The sequence below is a fragment of the Chlorogloeopsis sp. ULAP02 genome, from assembly GCF_038404745.2.
Classification (GTDB): Bacteria; Cyanobacteriota; Cyanobacteriia; order Cyanobacteriales; family Nostocaceae; genus Chlorogloeopsis.
On the sequence record NZ_JAYKTT020000076.1, the window covers coordinates 20,522 to 36,552 of the forward strand.

Annotated in this window: 12 protein-coding genes; 1 reads left to right on the forward strand and 11 read right to left on the reverse strand. The window is 42.7% G+C overall.

Features of this window, described 5'->3' with window-relative positions; translation table 11 throughout:
- Positions 1-6 precede the first annotated feature (6 nt).
- Positions 7-162, forward strand: a complete 156-nt coding sequence (locus U2718_RS26790; protein ID WP_341993082.1) for a hypothetical protein — start codon at positions 7-9, stop codon at positions 160-162.
- Positions 163-273: 111 nt separating this feature from the next.
- On the opposite strand, the gene ftsH3 is transcribed toward U2718_RS26790, so the two are convergent.
- The 11 genes from ftsH3 to U2718_RS26845 form a co-directional block, all read right to left on the reverse strand.
- The gene (ftsH3, locus tag U2718_RS26795; protein WP_016876546.1) at positions 274-2,118 is read right to left on the reverse strand and encodes an ATP-dependent zinc metalloprotease FtsH3; all 1,845 of its coding nucleotides are present in this window, start codon (positions 2,116-2,118) and stop codon (positions 274-276) included.
- Between the two features lie 94 nt (positions 2,119-2,212).
- Positions 2,213-2,998 carry an aminotransferase class IV gene (locus U2718_RS26800; protein ID WP_341993101.1) on the reverse strand — a complete coding sequence of 262 codons (786 nt, stop codon included), beginning with the start codon at positions 2,996-2,998 and terminating at the stop codon, positions 2,213-2,215.
- 213 nt (positions 2,999-3,211) lie between these two features.
- Positions 3,212-4,000, reverse strand: coding sequence for a hypothetical protein (locus U2718_RS26805; RefSeq protein ID WP_341993081.1), 789 nt, complete (start codon positions 3,998-4,000; stop codon positions 3,212-3,214).
- A 96-nt stretch (positions 4,001-4,096) separates the two neighbouring features.
- Positions 4,097-5,473, reverse strand: a complete 1,377-nt coding sequence (locus U2718_RS26810; protein WP_341993080.1) for a glycoside hydrolase 100 family protein — start codon at positions 5,471-5,473, stop codon at positions 4,097-4,099.
- 8 nt (positions 5,474-5,481) lie between these two features.
- Positions 5,482-8,175 (reverse strand): MGH1-like glycoside hydrolase domain-containing protein, encoded by a 2,694-nt coding sequence (locus U2718_RS26815; RefSeq protein ID WP_341993079.1) that lies wholly within the window; start codon positions 8,173-8,175, stop codon positions 5,482-5,484.
- 27 nt (positions 8,176-8,202) lie between these two features.
- The gene (locus U2718_RS26820; protein ID WP_341993078.1) at positions 8,203-9,510 is read right to left on the reverse strand and encodes a phosphatidylserine/phosphatidylglycerophosphate/cardiolipin synthase family protein; all 1,308 of its coding nucleotides are present in this window, start codon (positions 9,508-9,510) and stop codon (positions 8,203-8,205) included.
- A gap of 44 nt (positions 9,511-9,554) precedes the next feature.
- The gene (locus U2718_RS26825) at positions 9,555-10,172 is read right to left on the reverse strand and encodes a class I SAM-dependent methyltransferase (RefSeq protein ID WP_341993077.1); all 618 of its coding nucleotides are present in this window, start codon (positions 10,170-10,172) and stop codon (positions 9,555-9,557) included.
- A gap of 115 nt (positions 10,173-10,287) precedes the next feature.
- Positions 10,288-10,923, reverse strand: coding sequence for a hypothetical protein (locus tag U2718_RS26830; protein ID WP_341993076.1), 636 nt, complete (start codon positions 10,921-10,923; stop codon positions 10,288-10,290).
- Positions 10,924-11,527: 604 nt separating this feature from the next.
- Positions 11,528-12,694, reverse strand: a complete 1,167-nt coding sequence (locus U2718_RS26835; protein ID WP_341993075.1) for a glycerate kinase — start codon at positions 12,692-12,694, stop codon at positions 11,528-11,530.
- 91 nt (positions 12,695-12,785) lie between these two features.
- Positions 12,786-14,270, reverse strand: coding sequence for an ATP-binding protein (locus U2718_RS26840; protein ID WP_341993074.1), 1,485 nt, complete (start codon positions 14,268-14,270; stop codon positions 12,786-12,788).
- Between the two features lie 208 nt (positions 14,271-14,478).
- Positions 14,479-16,023 carry an SLC13 family permease gene (locus U2718_RS26845; RefSeq protein WP_341993073.1) on the reverse strand — a complete coding sequence of 515 codons (1,545 nt, stop codon included), beginning with the start codon at positions 16,021-16,023 and terminating at the stop codon, positions 14,479-14,481.
- Positions 16,024-16,031 lie beyond the last annotated feature (8 nt).

Sequence of the window (16,031 nt, forward strand, 5' to 3'; positions counted from 1 at the left end):
TTAATTTTGACGATTGCTACAGCTTTAATTTGGAAAGTTCTTTTGAGTTTTACAAAAGTATTGCCTGACTATATCATCAATGAAACTGGTACATTCACATTTTCCCTCATCTGCACAGCTTTTGGCTCAATAGGTGGAGTATTAGGTTTAATTTATAACTAGATTGTATCTTTTGCCCCTGCGTGCAAAAAAATCAGAGCAATTGTGGAAAATCCAACAATTGCCCTGACTTTTAAGAGTTATGAGTTAATTAATAACTTAACTCCTGATTAATTATGCAAACGCCGCAGTCTTAACATCATTATTTCCGAGTAGCTCTTGTAACTCTTCGGCATCCACGGTTTCTTTTTCAACTAGCATTTCTGCTAGCTGATCGAGAACGTGACGGTTATCTGTCAAAACTTGTTTGGCACGTTTGTAAGCCGCATCTACTAATTTGCGGACTTCTTCGTCAATAGCAGCAGCTGTTTCCTCAGAGAAATCGCGCTCTGACATGATATCGCGACCAAGGAACATATTGCCTTGCTGACGACCAAGGGCAACAGGGCCTAAGGTTTCACTCATGCCAAATCGTGTTACCATTTGCCTAGCAACACGGGCTACTTGTTGCAAGTCGTTAGAAGCACCAGTAGTTACTTCTTCTTCACCAAAGATTAATTCTTCAGCGATACGACCACCCAATGCTACTGCCATCTGGTTTTCTAGATAAGAGCGGCTATACAAACCACTATCCATCCGGTCTTCGCTAGGAGTAAACCAAGTTAAACCACCAGCACGACCGCGAGGAATAATACTAATTTTTTGTACTGGATCATAGTCTGGCATCAACGCACCAACTAAAGCGTGACCAGCTTCGTGATAAGCTACTAGTTGCTTGCGCTTCTCGCTCATGACTCGGTCTTTCTTCTCCGGCCCTGCTAAGACGCGATCGATGGCATCGTTGATTTCGTCCATCGAGATTTCGGTTAAATTTCGGCGTGCTGCCAGAATTGCGGCTTCATTGAGCAGGTTAGATAAATCAGCACCAGTAAACCCAGGAGTACGGCGGGCGATTCTCTCCAAGTCCACATCCTTGGCTAATGTCTTACCACGGGCGTGAACTTTGAGAATTTCGACACGTCCAGAGTAGTCAGGGCGATCTACGACAACTTGACGGTCAAAACGACCAGGACGCAACAAAGCAGCATCCAAAACGTCGGGGCGGTTAGTAGCGGCAATAATAATTATGCCAGTGTTACCTTCAAAGCCGTCCATTTCTGTGAGCAACTGGTTGAGGGTTTGTTCCCGCTCATCGTTACCACCGCCCAAGCCTGCACCACGCTGACGACCTACGGCGTCAATTTCATCTATGAAGACGATACAAGGAGCATTGGCTTTAGCTTGCTCGAATAAATCGCGGACACGGGATGCACCCACACCCACAAACATTTCTACGAACTCAGAACCAGAGATGGAGAAGAAAGGCACACCTGCTTCGCCTGCAACTGCACGAGCTAGCAAGGTTTTACCAGTTCCAGGAGGCCCAACAAGCAGCACACCTTTGGGGATTTTAGCTCCCACGGCGGTAAAGCGATCAGCGTTTTTCAAAAAGTCTACAACTTCGTTAAGTTCCAACTTGGCTTGATCGATACCGGCGACATCACCAAAGGTTACTTGGGTTTGCGGTTCCATTTGCACTCTAGCTTTGGACTTACCAAAGTTCATAGCTTGGCTGCCAGGGCCATTTTGAGCGCGACGCAGTAAGAAAAATAAACCAACCAAAAGTAATACAGGAAAAAATAAGCTGCTAAGTGCTTTAAACCAGAAACCATCGTCGGTTTGAGGTAAAACACTGATATCAACGTTATTTTTGGTAAGAGTATTGATTAGATCTGGATCGTTAACTAAGGTCACCAGCTTTTTGTTGGGGTCGTACTTGGGAGTTACGACTGCTGTAGACCGATCAGAACTGAGGCTGACTTTTTCGACTCTGCCTTTTTCAACTTCTTGAATAAATTGACTGTATCGCCATGTTTCTCTGCTTTGAGGTTGCTTGTCAAAAAAGGCTGTTCCTAAAGCAATGACAACTATAAACAGCAGCGCGTACAGCCCCGCATTTCTCCATCTTTTATTATTCACCGAGGTCAGTCCTCCTGTACTTTTTCGTGCGAGGGCATTTTTAAGAATTATGTTAACTTATTTTAAGTTATACCAGACTTGACATCTGTAATGCTCAGAAAAACCCTCGCATTTGCTTAAAAATATGATGGTAGGGATTATATTGTAGCTGTCCAGTCGGTTGGATGACAGTGTGGATCGGAACAATTTCAACTACACTGTTGCTGGTGGCGATCGCTTCAAATCCCTTGACTAAATCTGCTGTCCACGGTTCTTCCCGCACCTCAATTTGCTTTTGCTTTAACCAGTTCATCAGCTGATAACGCATGATTCCCGGTAAAATTCCCACCTTCAGGGAAGGCGTCCACCAACAGCCATCCCGCCAACCCCAAAGATTGCCTGTACTAGTTTCCAGCCAATCTCCTTGTGCATCTACTAAGATAGCTTCTTCAGCATCTAACTTGGCGGCGTTTGTTTTTGCCAACCAAGCACTAAGGTAATTTCCTGTTTTTTGACCAGGTAGAGAGCGATATAATTCTGGTATTGATAAACAGGCTTTCACACCATGTTTTTGCTTTTCCGTCAAATTATTTGGTAATAATCTACCAGTGATCAATTCTCGTCCATCGGGGAAAATAGTAACTCTGAGAACGGGGAAGCGTGTCATGATTAATTTAGCACCTTGACGCAATCGTGCTTCATCTGGTATTGGCCAGTTAAAAGTTTTTAAGGTAGATTTGAGGCGATCGTAGTGTGTTTGCCAGTTAGTTAATCTGTGAGTAAGGGAGTTGTCATATACTCGTAGAGTTGTAAAAACCGTCGCTCCATAGAGTAACCCCGGATCGTCAATTGCTAATTCCAGGGTTTGAGATTGAATTAATTTGCCGTCGTACCAGTAAATATTTGTAACCTCGCTGAATTATGACTGGGAGAGGGGGACACGGGGAGCAATAAACCACTAACTACTGTACGAGCGGGTTTAGAAGATAAATTATTCGTTTGAACGGCAAGATGATCAGCAAAACCCGTACGCCAGTTGACGCCACTTGACGCCAGTCGCTACAACGCGCTGGCTCCCCTACTAACCAATGACCAATAACCAATAACTATTTACTCAATCTTTTTCAGGTAATTTAATTCTAATAGTTCCATCATCATTTTTGATGACTTCACCTCCTAAAGCTTCTATTTCTCTAATCGCTCTTTGACGATTTTTTTCATCTACTTGATTATTTAATACCATTGTCCAGGTAGAAATTTGAGCATATTTGCTATTAGGATTTTTATGTAAAAATTTGGCAGTTTTATAAGAAAGATAAGCTATTTTTTTGCTTTCTTCATCTATGTATTTACTCGCCCAACTTGCTGCTTCTGTAAAGGATTGCTCGGAGGCTTGAGAATTACCTAAAAATAATAATTCATCAATACCTTTATAACGCCATACATAATAAGCTCTTTGTGGAACCTTAGGAGATAAAGACTTTAAACCCTCTTCCATCAATCTAATAGAACGCTCTGGCATAGCAGCATACATAGATGTACTATTGGAAAGCGCCAAATAAGCTTGTAAAAATCGCGGATCACGTTTCAAAATTACTTCAAAATATTCTGGACTGAGGCTATAACCTATTTTGGCACGAGCTTCATCATCGCCAAAGTATTGCAAGAAATTTAGATATACCCAATTTGCGATTAAATTATCATAACCAAAACTTGGTGTTTTTTTAAGTAAATTTAGCCGGGTTTTTTCTTGATTTATCTCTTTTTCTAAAGTTTCTAAAGAAACATTTTTTTTAATAGCAATTAATTTTTGTAGGCGTGGATATTGCAGCAAGCCTACTCCTGAAATACATAGACAGACAGCCAAAAATGCACCAACAGCTTGACGAGAGAAAACTAACATCTGCTTGCTTGAAAAATAAAGCTCAGACTACAGTTACATAATTCCCGCAAATGTCACTAAAATAACAGTCTTAGTAACTACCGTATTTGTATGTGCTTACGCAAAATCACAGCCTAAATTCTGATTATCCTCCTCAAAAGTAATTAAGTCTAAGTAAGCAGGATTGGCAATGATTTCTTTTGCGGCTAACAATCCAGCAATGCTCCAAGTTTGGTAGATTCTGGCTTCCTTGCCAATTAAACGGCCATTTTTACCATCGTAGTATTCGGGAAATCTATCTCGGAGCAAACGGCTTTCGGCAATCTCGATCGCGCGTTGGGCAAGTTCTACTCGACCTGTTTTTTCTGCTGCCGCTGCAAACAACCAAAGTAAAATTGGCCAGTTGCCCCCATTGTGGTAAGACCAAGGAATATTTTTAGGATCGCATCCTGTGACAATATGCCATTCCATACCTTCTAAGGCAGGGAAACAAATTTTTAAAGGCATATAACTAATCAAATCGTGCCAGCGCAACTCAAATAAGTCCATAATGCTTTGGGACTCTTGCTCGCTGGCTAAAGAAACTAAGATTGCTAGCAGGTTTCCTAAGGTAAAAAAGCGAAAATCCATTCTTCCGGGGCCTAAATTTCCGACTAAATACCCTGCATTTTCAGGTAACCATTCGGTTAACCACATAGGAATAGATTCAGCATAAATATTGAACTTATTGGCAATTTCTTTACCGAATTCATCGCCTTTGTAGCGATAGATTTCGCCTAATCGCTTTAAGTCCAACCAGTAATACTCGCGGATATGATAATTTAAAGCTCCCATTCGCTGCTTAATTTTGTGGGAATAGCTGTGGTTATCTTCATCTGGTAAAAGTAATTCATCAGCAGTACGCAGAACAGCATAGAATAACACCTGAATTTCCAGAGGATGCCCATAAACTCCCAAACGACGATCAATCATAAATGCACCGTCAGGAACTAGCATCGTTGGGTACATGGCAAAGCGATGCACCAAACACATATCGAGAATGAGCTTAATTCCTTCCTGGAAGGCTGGTTGATGGGCAAAAGCTATATCGCCTGTTGCTTTGACATAAGCTCGTAGGAGGAGAATCCACCATAAACAGGAATCCACTGGAGGAACGCGGGCGATCGCATGTTCACCAAAATCGGCAGTTAAATACTCTTTGTTCCCATCAAATTCTACTTTGAAACTGGCAGGCATTAGTCCTGGCCCTGGTTGAAAGCAGTCCATCTGCTTTTCATGGCTTTGCAACAACAGTGTTTCTATTAAAAAATTACGGACAATCTCTGTCTTACCTTGCATTAAAAACACTAAGGCTGAGGGAACAAAATCGCGGATGAAGCATTGATCGTAGTTCAGTGCATCTAAGTGCGGATCTTGTGCTGCGACTGTACCGACTGCTCGTCCTTGATAGTAAAGAATAGATTTTTCTAATAGTTTCCAGGCTTCCTGAATCATGGCAGTTATCAATTTCCAGACAATGAAACTAAATCCGAAGCGATCGCTTGTTGTTGGTGAGCTTGTCTTTGCTTATAATTTTCTCCACAGTGGTGAATCAAATACGCTACCAATCCTGTCCAACCTGTTTGATGGTTAGCCCCCAATCCTGCGCCATTATCACCGTGAAAGTATTCGTAAAACAAAATTAAATTATGCCAGTCTGGATGATTTTGAAATAGATAATTACCACCATGAACGGGACGATAATTGACACTATCACACAAAAAGATGCTCATCAATCTGTGAGATAACTCTGTTGCAACTTCGTTTAAATTCATAAATTTTCCAGAGCCAGTGGGACACTCAATTTGAAAGTCATCACCCAGATAGCGATAAAATTTTTGTAAGGATTCTATGATTAAGAAATTCATGGGAAACCACACAGGGCCGCGCCAGTTAGAATTTCCACCAAACATCCCACTGGTTGATTCAGCAGGTTCGTAATCAACTCGATGTTGTTGTCCATCTACTTCAAAAATGTAGGGATGTTCAGCATGATACTTAGAAGCAGAGCGGATACCATAAGAACTTAAAAATTCAGATTCATCCAACATTTTTTGGAGAATTGCCTTCAGTTTTTCTGAGCTTACAATGGCAAGTAGTCTTCTTGCTTCACTGCCTGGATTTTCTAAACAGGCAATATTTTTTTGTAAATCGGGACGATTGTTAATAAACCACTCAAAACGTTTTTTAAAGCCTGGAAAAGCATTTAAGAGACTTGCTTCTATAGTTTCTGTTGCAAACAAAGGAACTAGCCCCACCATTGAACGAACTTTGAGGCGCTGACGCTCGCCATGAGGCATATGCAGTACATCATAGAAAAATTGGTCATCATCATCCCAAAGATGAATATCAGTCTTGCCAATATGATCCATGGCATCGGCAATATAAAGAAAATGTTCAAAAAATTTGCTGGCGATATCTTCGTATGTAGGATTAGTTTTTGCTAGTTCCAAGGCAATGGTTAACATATTCAGGCAATACATTCCCATCCAACTTGTACCATCAGATTGTTCTAAATGACCACCTGTCGGTAGTTCTGAACTCCTATCAAAAATACCAATGTTATCTAATCCTAAAAATCCGCCTTGAAAGACATTATCACCATTGTTGTCTTTGCGATTTACCCACCAAGTGAAATTGAGTAGTAATTTCTGAAATACTCGTTCAAGAAATTCGCGATCGCTACGACCATAAAATTCCTGCTCAATCTGATAAACTCGCCACGCTGCCCAGGCATGAACAGGAGGATTGACATCACTAAAATGCCACTCATAGGCGGGAATTTGTCCGTTGGGATGCAAATACCATTCTCTTGTTAGTCTCGTTAATTGACGTTTGGCAAAATCTGGATCGATTATAGCCAGAGGAATAACATGAAAAGCTAAATCCCAAGCTGCAAACCAGGGAAACTCCCACTTATCGGGCATAGAAAGAATGTCATCATTATAAAGATGTGTCCACTCTTGATTGCGGGGATTATGGCGCTGGGGTGGTGGCTGAGTAGGATCGCCTTTGAGCCAGTCTTCCAGCACATAGTGATAATATTGCTTTGTCCAAAGTAAACCAGCAAATGCCTGCCGCTGTACATTTTGGGCATCTTCTGAAAAATTACCACCCGAAATATGTTGATAAAATTCATCTGCTTCTTGCTGACGTTTGGGAAAAATAGCATCAAAATCTGTATCAAAAGCTGCTGTTAAATTCTCATTATCAGTTAAACGCAGATGAATAATTGTAGTTTGTTCAGGAGCAAGAGTTAGTTCGTAATGAGCCGCTGCTTTTGTTCCAACTTGTTCGGGATTTACAGCTTCGATTTGATTGTAAACAATATAATTATTAATTCCATCTTTGGCATAGGGCGAATTATTTTTTGTACCAAATAGTCGCTCATAATTAGTTTCATTTTCAGTAAATAAAAGCGATTTTGGCTTTTGGCAATATAGCCATCTATCTCCTAAAGTTGGATGAGATGCTTTGACAATATTTGGAGAATCTTGAGTCAGAGTAGGCTTGGAAGAGTTTTCTTGCCAAGACCATGTATTGCGAAACCAAATTGTAGGTAACAAATGGAGATTTTTGGTTTGTGAAGCTCGATTAATAATACTAATTTTGATTAAAATATCTTCGTCTACTGCCTTAGCATACTCAACGAATATATCAAAATATTCATTGTTATCAAAAATATTTGTATTTGCTAACTCAAATTCTGGCTCATGATAGCCTCTTCGCTGATTTTCCTTGACTAATTGGGTATAAGGAAATTCTTTTTGGGGATATTTGTAGAGATATTTCATGTAAGCATGGGAAGGAATATTATCAAGATAAAAGTAATATTCTTTGACATCTTCTCCATGATTACCTTCAGGGCCGCTCAGACCAAATAGCCTTTCTTTTAAAATAGGATCTTTACCATTCCAAAGCGCGATCGCAAAACATAACCGTTGATGATTATCACTAATACCAGCAATTCCATCTTCACCCCAACGATAGGCACGAGAGCGGGCATGATCGTGAGGAAAATAGTTCCAGGCGTTTCCATCAGAACTGTAATCTTCCCGAACAGTTCCCCATTGCCGCTCACTCAAGTAAGAACCCCATCTCCGCCAGTATGCCTTGCGATTGCGGTCTTCTTCCAGTCTTTTTTGTTCTGCGGTCATATTTTTAATCCTCCTATATAACAAGCATTACAAAAGCGGTTTTACAATTAGTCCCACACGACCGAGTATTTTTTCTGTTAAAGGGCGGTTCTCCCATTCTTGTTGAGAGAGACATTGACTCTCAGCTTGCGCCTGCTCAAATAAACTGCCAATTTTTGAAATTAATTGCGGATTTCTGGTGGAAACGTTTAATTCATCGTTGTGATGATAACTACGGGGGTCAAAATTCGCACTGCCAGTACTTACCCAATCATCATCAATTAGAGCTAGCTTGGCGTGCATCATACTAGGTTGGTATTCGCACACTTGGATTCCTGCTGCTAGCAGTTCACCATATAATTCGCGGGAGGCAAAACGGACTATCGGCTTATCATTTTTTTGTCCCATCGTTAAGATACGTACATCCACACCCTTGTTTTTGGCTTGAATCAACACATTGCGAGTATTGCTGTCAGGAACAAAATAAGGACTGCCAATCCAAATCCGTTGCCGAGCTGCTAAAAAGCTAACTTGAAATAGCATCCTAATTGTGGATTCGCTTAATGTAGAAGTATCATTAGTTACATATAATTTAGTTTCTTCTTCTGGTAATGCTTGCACTACTTGCTGTGCCAGATCCACTGTCCCGCCAGCATAAGCCCAATTCTGTATAAAATTTCCTTCTAAAATACTGACAATCGGCCCGGAATAACTCACTTCAAATTCCAGCCAAGGAGCGCGATCGCCAATTTCTGGATCACCATCCCAACTATCCGAAACTCCCGCGCCACCAATAAAAACCCGCTCGCCATCAATTAAAAGTAGTTTGCGGTGTGTGCGAGAATTGTATTCCAATGGCGCTCTCCAATCAAAGTTTCGGAAAAGGCGCACCTCTATACCCGCTTGTCGCAATCTTTGCCAATATTCATTAGGGATAGAACCCGTACCAAAGTTGTCAATTAACAGTTGTACTTGCACTCCAGCTTGGCTGCGTTCAATTAATGCCTGAGCAAACTCGTCGGCGCGGCGACCAGGTGTCATGTAATATGTTTCAAAGCGAATTGTACGCTTGGCATTGCGAATTGCGTCTAATCGAGCAGCATAAATAGCATCTGCTCCAGTCCAAAAGTCAGTGAATCTACCACTAGTAGTTAAAGCATTGGACAAACTTACAACCAAAAGTGGAAAGCGTGGCTCCTCTACAGAAGGAGCATTAGTGATTTTGTACTCAACTTCTTGACGGAAAAAACCTCGCAAATAGAGAAAGCCCAAACCACCGATCAAAAAAACTAAAACTCCTCCACCTAACCACTTCGCTAACTGAAGTTTTTTTGAACTCCTTTTTTCTGTTGGCATTTTGAGTCAGGTAACAGAATATTGCTTGGTATTTAATAATCGCCTTATCGTAAGTTCTGGGGTACGTTATCAGGAACAACCCATAGGTAGATGGTTCTGCCTTCCACTCGTACTACTTGCTGTGGCTTCCACTCGCCCATATCGAAATCATGGGATACAATCCGGGTACCTGGTTTAAGTTCTTGCAAAAGCTTGGGTCGAAGTTTGATGTTGATATCGGGTAGTAGATAGAGTGTTACCACCGTTGCATCACTTAAATCAGTTTGGAACAAATCTTGTTGCCGAAACTCTACGCGATCGCTTATCCCTGCTTGTTTGGCATTAGCTTGGCTTTTCTGCACCAACTCTGGATTAATCTCCACACCAACAGCACGACGAACATTGTATTTCTGCACAGCAGTAATTGGTATTCTGCCGTCACCGCTGCCAAGATCGTAAAGTACGTCATTACTGCTGACTTGTGCCAATTCCAGCATGGCATTCACCACTGATTGTGGTGTTGGGACAAAGGGTACATCTGGTTTGCGTGCTTGGGCTTGGGGTGTGGTTGTGGCAGTTGGTGTTTGTGCATCAAAAGTCCGCTCTTGGGTACATCCAGCAATTCCCAAGCTGATGATGCTAACACTTGTAACCAGTCCGAAAAATATTTTTTGCCACAGCATATTTTTGTCCTTTTTCCTTTTGCAAGCTACAAGCCAGTGGTGTTAACTAGCTCGGCTTGCAATCTTTGAGGAAATGACAGTACACAAATGTTTGAATGAGCAAATTTGCTATTGATTAGAAGTTATAGCCAACTCCTAACTGTAATCCAACATCAGTTTCATCAATAAAACCAACATTCACACCAGCATTGGCTGTAAATTCATTGGATAACGGCACATCAACACCACCAGTAAGTAGAAAACCAACGGTACTATCCCTACCTGTAGAAATGGCAGCTCCTCCACCAATGTAAGGAGCAACATTAAGTTGTTGTTGTGTAGTTTCTGTTACTGGTTCCACTGGAAAGTCGAGTGTTAGTGGTAGAAGGATAACAGTATTATCGCCAAACAAAGCTCCAGGACGGGCAGAGAAGTTATTAGTTAAACCAAATTTGCTGAAGACAGCAAATGCACCTTCACCGATTGTGGTATCGCCAGATAATCCAATGTTGCCACCTACACCGATATAGCTAGAACCACCGCGGGTTGCTCTACCAGGTGTGATTGCTTGTGCTACTTCAGGAGCAGACGCTTCAGGTGTAAGCGTCTGGGTTTGCAATTGAGCAGCATTATTACTGACATTTGCATTCGTTGTTCCTGTTAGTACTGTAGCTGAAGTAGTTTCTGCATTTGCTTTGAAACCACTAAAAGTAAGAATACAAGCGGTGAAACCGACAAGAGAAAGTGTACGTTTGACAAGACTAGAATTCATTGCTAATTTCTGTGAGGGGTAAGTTACAAATCAAAGTCAACAAAATTTTTGAGAACTGTTAGTCTACAAAAGTCAATTTAGATTGAGTCAGACTTTATAGACTGCTAGTTCTATCTTTTTAAGAGAAGAAATCACAGCAGTTTGTAACAAGTTTTGGCTACAAAACTTAGAACTCACAACCAGAATTTTAAGCCTGTTCGATTTCTGGCTCCTGATTCTGCTGTAATTATCTTTCCTATCTTTAATGGTTAAAAATAAATGTGACTGGAAAGTGACAAGTAGTCTGTTTTTTGGGGTTTTTCGCAGATATTTTTATAATCTATGCCTTTTATGGGATTTTTTCAGGACATTTAAACGTTGAAAAACTGACCTTAAGGAAGAGGAGGGGGAGATGGGGACAACAAAGCAGCGGAGATGAGGAGATGAGGAGATGAGGAGAGTGGGGGAGTGAGGGAATAACTACTAACTACTGTACGGGCGGGTTTAGAAGATAAATTGTCTGTTAAACCCAAGGATAATCAGCAAAACCCGCCCCTACAAATGGCTAATAAATAATGACAATCCTCACGATTAAATGTGTCAATTGCATACCTAACAGTTTAATTTATCTAACTGACTGAGCGAGTTTTTGACCGACTTTGATTAAGCGCATCACCCGTTCTGCTGCATAGGTTAAAAGTTCAGGTGTGTTGGCGATCGCTTCAGGTAAGCTACAGGGTTCTTTCAGAATTGTCGAAAAGGAGTCAATACCATAGTCAAAATTCACTCGCGCATCCTTACCGATAGTGCCAGCGATCGCAATCACCGGCAGATTATAGCGCTTGGCACGTTGTGCTACTTCCACCGGAATCTTACCTCGCGGTGTTTGGAAATCAATACTTCCCTCTGCCGTAATCACTAAGTCACTTTCTTGCAAAAGACTATCTAGTTCTAGATACTGCATCACAATGTCATAGCGCGGATGTAAGGTAGCATCTAAAAAAGCATACAATCCCGTCCCCAATCCACCAGAGGCACCGCTTCCAGGCATTTCTCGCACGTCAATTCCCAACTCTTGCTCAATCACATCTGCATAACGATCTAGTGCGGCTGCTAGTTGTTCGACTGTTTCCGGAGATGCTCCTTTTTGAGGCCCGAAAACCCTTGCTACTCCCTTTTCACCACACAATAGGTTGTGCCAGTTACACGCTACATCAATTTTTACTTGTTCAAGACGGGAGTCACGTTGACTCATGTCAATAGTATGAAGTTTAATTAGTTCGCCACCCCCTCTTTCCAACTCATTACCAGTTGCATCTAACAAACGTATTCCTAAAGCTTGCGCCATCCCTGCACCACCATCGTTTGTGCCGGAGTCACCGCAACCAACCAAGATTTGTTCCGCTCCTGCATCCAGTGCGGCTTTGATTAATTCACCCACACCATAAGTAGTCGTTTTCAAAGGATCGCGAGCATCGCGGGGAACCAATCGCAATCCTGCCGCCGCCGCCATTTCCAATACGGCAGTTTTGACATCTGTACCCCCAAGAAAGCCATAGTGTGATTCTATTAATTGTCCTACGGGGCCAGTTACCCTGACTGAATGCAAACTTCCACCCGTAGCAGCAACCAATGCCTTAGTAAAACCCTCACCACCATCTACCAGTGGCGCTTTCCTGATTTTTGCATCAGGGATAGTACGTAGGACACCTGTAGCAATACAATCAGCTACTTCATCTGCTGCTAAACTTTCTTTGAAACCAGAAGGGGCAATTAAAACTCGTAAAGTCATAGATTACTCCTTAGTATTAGTTATTGGTCATTGGTTAGTAGTTAGTGGTTCTCCCCATCTCCCCTGCCCCCCTGCTCCCTTGCTCTTCATCTCACTCCTCCCGCCACGGCAAGCGGATCTGAACATGAGTACCTAAACCAGATTCGCTGTCAATAATGAGATGACCTCCATGTTGCTCAACGATCGCTTTCGTGAGCTTGAGTCCTACACTGGGGCGTTGCCTGCGGGAGTCTTCAAAGGTGACAAAAGCTTGGTTAATTAATTGTTGCTCGATACCTGCACCGTCATCGGCAACTTCTATGAGCAGTTCTGTACCATTGCTACCAGTATCAAGAGATGACCGGATACCCAAGCGTCCTCCCTGTTCCGGTAGAGCACAGAGAGCATTGCGTATTAACTCAGCTAAGACTTCCCTTAGCTTGAGCCGATCCACAACAGCGTAGTCAACCTCTGGAGCAATTTGTAATTCAAAGCTGATACCTCGACGCACAAAATCGTCTTGAAACCGTAGCATCACTTCGTAAAGTAATGCTCGGATATCTGTACGAGCTAGATTCAAATCAAGGGGAAACCCAAATTCAGTGACCCGTGTGACTGCTTGTAATAATTGGTCAAGCTGGTCAACTAGTGCCTGCTTTTGCTCAACTATGACTGCCCCATTGCCATCTACTTCATCGTTGTGCAGTTGGGAAACTCGCGATCGCAACTGCGACACCAGTCTGTGCAGTGTCAGGCGGGATGGAAGATTGTGCCAGTCTCCTCCTGCGCCATTGTCTGTCTCACCTCCAGGTATAGCTTTTAATCCCATCACTTGCTCTCTTTGGGCGATCGCTGCGGTCATGCGATTAAAAGCACGGTTGAGCGCTCCTAATTCATCTTTGCGTTCTTCATCTAAGCGACGCTGAAAATCACCCCGTGCCACGTCATCCAGTGCCTTTTCTGCCTCACGTAGGGGAGCGAATAAATCGGAGGCTAGATAAGCAAACAGCAACAAGATGAGCGAGAGAATTCCAAAGGCAGAGATTGTCAGCACCAGTTGCGCTGTTTGGCGAGTGTTCTGAGTTTGCTGACGAATTATCTGACGGATCTTTTGATCGGAAGCCACCGCTTGCTCAGTTACCTCCTGAAATTGCTCGAAATCTTCCTCTTCTAGTTGCTCCTCCATCAGTTCCAAAGCTTCATCTCGCCGATTGGCGTCTATAAAATCAAAGACTCTACGCGAATTTTGGATCAAATTGTTGTAGGCATTGCGAACCTGCTGCACTTGCTGGCGTTCTGCTTCACTGTCAGCTAACTCCGCCCATTGCTGGAAATCTTGTTCCACAGGCTCGATAGATTCTTCAAATTCCTCTCTAGCATCGTCATCGTCGGCAAGGATTCGATCTGGCACTTCTTTGAGGGCGCGAAAAGTTGCCGCTCGTACACGTTGCAATAGCAGACTGCGCTGGTAGTGATTTTGAAGGTTATCTTCGCTGGCGTGCCATTGAGCGATCGCCCACACAGTCACCCCACCGCTTGCCAGTGCCAACAATGCTAAACCACTAAATATAGTTAATAGTTTCTTCCGTAGGTTCATTATTGGTCATTAGTCATTTGTTAGTAGTTAGTAGGAGAGCCATTGCGCCCTTGCGGGTTTCCCGCGTTGTAGCAACTGGCGTGCGGTTTTTGTTGATCATCTTGCCGTTCAAACTGATAATTTATCTTCTAAACCCGCCCGTACAGTAGTTAGTGGTTGGTTGTTTATTACTCCCTCCTACTGTCCCCTGTCCCCTGTCACCTATCTCCTACAAACTCAAACCAACCCAACGCCAGTAACTGTAGTAAAACAACACCATAAGTCCTAGATGAACAGGAAGCAGTGCTGAACTGAGGCGTAGTAAGTCGGTGGGTTTGTAAGTTTGGCCTTCGAGTTCTTGAAACATTAGCAGTGCTTTGGAACTGACTGGAAATGTCAAACAGTAATCCATACCAACGGTGCTGATGAACATGACTGCAACGGGGTTGAGTTGTAAACTGTTGCCCAGGTAAAGCAAGGCGGGAACTAATGCTGCTGCCCGTGCTGTGTGAGAAGTCATATAAATATGGGATGTCAGTGAAATAAATGCCAGTGACGCCAAAATTAGCGATCGCGAATCTGTGTTAGCAATACTGCTGATCGTAAAAAGCTGATCGATAATCCACTGTGCTGCTCCTGAGTCAATCAGTGCTCTGCCTAAGACTAAAGCTGCACCCACAAAAATTACTAAATTCCAGGAAACAGATTTGAGTCCCTCTTTCCACTTCAAAACTCCTATTCCTGGCAAAGTTAAAATCAGTGCTCCCACTACTGTTACTGTGGCAATCTCAAATCCATGCCATGCTTCTGTTAACCACAAAGCAATCATTATTCCCACCACAATCAAGGTTATCCATTCTGAGCGAGAGAGTGGTTTACTCTTGCCTTGGGAAATATGTAACTCCTGATTGAGGCGTGCTTCATCTAAAAATAAACGCATGATTACCCAGCATGAAGCATAGCTAGCAACCACACCAAAAGGTAAACCGTAAATTACCCACTGAGTAAAAGAAATTCGTTGTTTGGTTATTTGCTGAAGTAAGTCATTGGCGATTAGGTGTGAACCTGCACCTACTAATGCCACAATCGTTGACACTAAGATGATAGTGGGCATTAGTAATGCTAAAGCACGAATGATGCGGCGATCGCTCGTGGCACTGGTGATGCTGCGAAACACAGGAATTGCCACAGCAGCCCTACCAGAAGTAGAAGGAATTAAAAAGGACATGGGAATCAATACAGTAACGAGCAACCAAAATACACCCTTTACCGTCTTTGCCCTGGACACAACCAATTGCGTAAGCCTTCCTGCCAAACCAGTTTTTTGCACTGCCCCACCCAGCACAAAAGCTCCAATCATTAACCAGACTACATCTGACGCTAAAGCATCAAAAAGTTGTTCTTGAGAGGTGCCGCCCACCAGAACCAACAGCATCATCGTAAAGAGGGCGATATAATCGGCACTAATGGAGGTAGTTGACCACAAAATTGCTGCTAGCAAGAAGGCAAACAAAGCCAAACGTGCAGGCTGAGGCAGCGAAGAGGGTAACAGTACGGCAATACCAGCGATCGTAGTCAGTGCTAAAGGTAATACCGCATCGACAACCCAGCGAAACTTTCGCTTTTTGGTCTTTTTGCCAGAAGCCTGATGCTGAGTACCTGAAGCAGTAGTTGTAACTTGCTGCAAGCGTTTTGCATCAAATCGACTCCAAAGGCTTGCCTTGTCTGATTCAGTTTGCCTGGATACAGATTTAGAGGCAGAAGCTTTTGTCATTTTTATCT